Raw genomic sequence first — 2,964 nt, forward strand, 5'->3', positions numbered from 1 at the left:
TGGTGGGATAAGTGCATTAGCACCAAACCAAAGAACAGTTTTGTCAAAACTAGGATTAAAAGCACTTATCGGTGGAACAATTGCTTCTTTGCTTACAGCAAGTATTGCAGGAATGATAATCGGTTTTTAACTTACCTTTAAAATAATAATTTATTTTAGGAAAAAACAAACAATTTGTTATCAAATAAATAATTATTATATTTGCAAATATATTAAAGATATATTCAATTTTATTAGTGCATGAATCAAGTAAAACTACAAAAATTTATACTCATATTAGCAGTAAAGGGCTTGGTGGTATTGATAACCCCTTGGATGATATGGACTTATAGGCTTTTGGGTGTATCTGCATATAATGGAAATAAACGGAAGTTCTGTTTATATTGATGTTAGCACACATTTAAATGAAGTTAGTAGAACCAGAAGTTATAAAGGATTTATTAAGTTTTCTTGTAGAGAAGAAACTGGACAATAATATTTCTTCATATATTTCGATAAAGAATGCTTTATATAGTTTCTCAATACCCATATCAAAGGTTGCAATTAATCAAGGAATTCCATTGTTTAGGATGAGAGTACATGATGAAATTCATACGAACCTTGAAGAAGCTCTTTTCCATGAAATTAAAGATGTTGGTCATCGTTTAGATTACAATAATATTAAGAATTTTGGACGAGCAAATGAACCTCTGCAAAGTATATTTTATTGTTCTACGGAGAGAGAAACTGCATATTTTGAGACTTCTTCTATTGCAAGATTTGAAACAAAAAATGATGTAGAAATTTATACTACAAGTAGATGGATAATTCAAGATGATATTCAAGTTGCGACCTTTCCAATAAATGAACTGAATAAGAATAGAAATCTTATTGCAGAAAGTCTGAATAAAAAATTTGAAGAATCCGTAAGTAAGTTAAGGGGAAGTGGAACTGATCAATATTTACAACTTATTGATTTGTTATCCTTAGAATTTGCAAGAAAACATCATAAAGAAAATGATTATTTAATTTCATGTGCATTTGCAAATTATCTTTATGATAAATATTTTGTAAATGGTGAAACTGAGGGAAAAATGGAGCTTGATGGAATTATATACCCTAGCGTACAATGGACGAAAAAAGGGATGAATTTGGCACTAAAACCATACCTGATCAATAACAAAACACTTCTTCTAGATCAAGTGGTTTGTCAAAAAATGGAACGTACAGGAGAACAACATTATACGCAAACAGAAAGAATAATTTCAAAATCCATTGATTATAAAAACGGGAAAATAATTTGGAAATAAAAACGTGTGCAAACAAAGGCTCATACGTAATGCGGGATTCTTAGTAAATTGAAAGATTATACAAGTAAAGAAATTTAGTAGTAAAATGAAAGCGAATTACTTCGGAAACCCGCACTACGCATAGCCAAACCGTCAGACTGTCTAAAAACTATCCACAATTTGTAGATAAAAATAATTTGCCACCAAAGGAATAATTTCTATTTTTATACTATGAAATTTATAGAACCTCCCTATACAAGGAAAAGACAGAAGACAGTCATATATTTTTCCAACATCACTGGAAGAAGCGATTAAAAAAAACGTAACCTAAAAAAAGCAAATTATTTTTGAGCAAAGCAGAAATAGCTTTATATTTGACAAAAATTTAATCAGTGGTTAGGGTTATTAGACAGACTGCCGTTGTAGCCAATCCCCCTTTGTCAAAAATTCCGATGAATATTTTCGCTAACGAAAGGGAAAAAATGTTTAAAAATGAAAGAAATTGAGAAAGTATTAATAGACTGTAAATTAAATAATTAACTTTGACGTTAGTTGGAATACAAAAAAACAACAACCGAGTACAAAAATTGAAAGAAAAACAAAAATGAAAAGCCCACGCGAAAATAGCACAACTTGTCCCGATTTTTCTACGGGATTTGGTTTTTGCCGACCTGTCTGCGTGCATCGTACAGGCAGGCACACAAAAAAGCCGACTCTAAAAAACCAAAAGACAGTTTTAAGTGGAGATGAAGAACAACAAATTATCGACACCTTTAATAATAAAGTTGCCCTTGACGATTTCTCTGTAGTTGTTAAATACGATGAAATAAAACAAAAAAACTACTCACTTAGTGCAGGACACTATTTTGAAGTAAAAGTTGAATATGTGGATATTACGCACGATGAGTTTGAAGCCAAAATGAAAGGCTTTGAAGATAATTTAAGCATTCTTTTTGCAGAAGGTAAAACACTGGAAACCGAAATTCAGAATAACTTAAAAGGATTGAAGTATGAACATTGAAAAATATAATCCAAATACAAATTTTTTGCTTTACAAAACACCAAATGGCGATGTGAAAGTGGATGTTTTATTGCAAAACGAAACTATTTGGATGCCACAAAAAAAGATAGCAGAGCTTTTTGATGTTAATGTTCCCGCAGTATCTAAGCATATAAAAAATATTTTTGAGGTTGGAGAGCTTCAAAAAGAGGCAACTGTTTCCATTTTGGAAATAGTTCAAAACGAAAGTGGAAGAGATGTTAAAAGAAAAACGGAATTTTACAATCTTGATGCTATTATAGCAGTTGGCTACCGTGTAAACTCTAAAAGGGCAACTCAATTTAGAATATGGGCAACTACTGTATTAAAAGAATTTATAATTAAAGGATACACTATGGATGTGGAGAGATTAAAAAATCCACAACCCCTTTTCGGAGAAGATTATTTTAAAGAGCAGTTAGAGAAAATCAGGGACATTCGTAGTAGCGAGAGGCGGTTATATCAGCAAATCACAGATATTTACGCTGAGTGTAGCATTGATTATGAATATAGTTCTGAAACTACAAAAAAGTTTTTTGCAACAGTCCAGAACAAACTTCATTGGGCAATTACAAAGCAAACAGCAGCAGAGATAATTGTTTCAAGAGCCGACCACAAAAAGGATAAAATGGGATTGACATCATGGAAAACTTCACC

3 protein-coding genes and 1 pseudogene are annotated in these 2,964 nt (G+C 31.5%); all 4 read left to right on the top strand.

Annotation, left to right across the window (positions count from 1 at the left end; translation table 11 throughout):
- A partial coding sequence (locus U9R42_07495) for a nucleoside transporter C-terminal domain-containing protein (GenBank protein ID MEA3495863.1) occupies positions 1 to 130 on the top strand: 130 nt, incomplete at its 5' end.
- Between the two features lie 274 nt (positions 131 to 404).
- Positions 405 to 1,289 (top strand): RES domain-containing protein, encoded by an 885-nt coding sequence (locus U9R42_07500; GenBank protein ID MEA3495864.1) that lies wholly within the window; start codon positions 405 to 407, stop codon positions 1,287 to 1,289.
- 697 nt (positions 1,290 to 1,986) lie between these two features.
- Positions 1,987 to 2,289: pseudogene (locus U9R42_07505) on the top strand (N-6 DNA methylase).
- The coding region (rhuM, locus tag U9R42_07510) for a RhuM family protein (protein MEA3495865.1) at positions 2,279 to 2,964 on the top strand (686 nt) is incomplete at its 3' end. The pseudogene U9R42_07505 and the gene rhuM, both read left to right, overlap by 11 nt.

This window comes from Bacteroidota bacterium, from assembly GCA_034723125.1.
Taxonomy (GTDB): Bacteria; Bacteroidota; Bacteroidia; order CAILMK01; family JAAYUY01; genus JAYEOP01.

Bases quoted from the DNA above. Each gene is read 5' to 3' on its own strand.
- U9R42_07500 (MEA3495864.1), top strand. From the start codon at position 405: ATGAAGTTAGTAGAACCAGAAGTTATAAAGGATTTATTAAGTTTTCTT.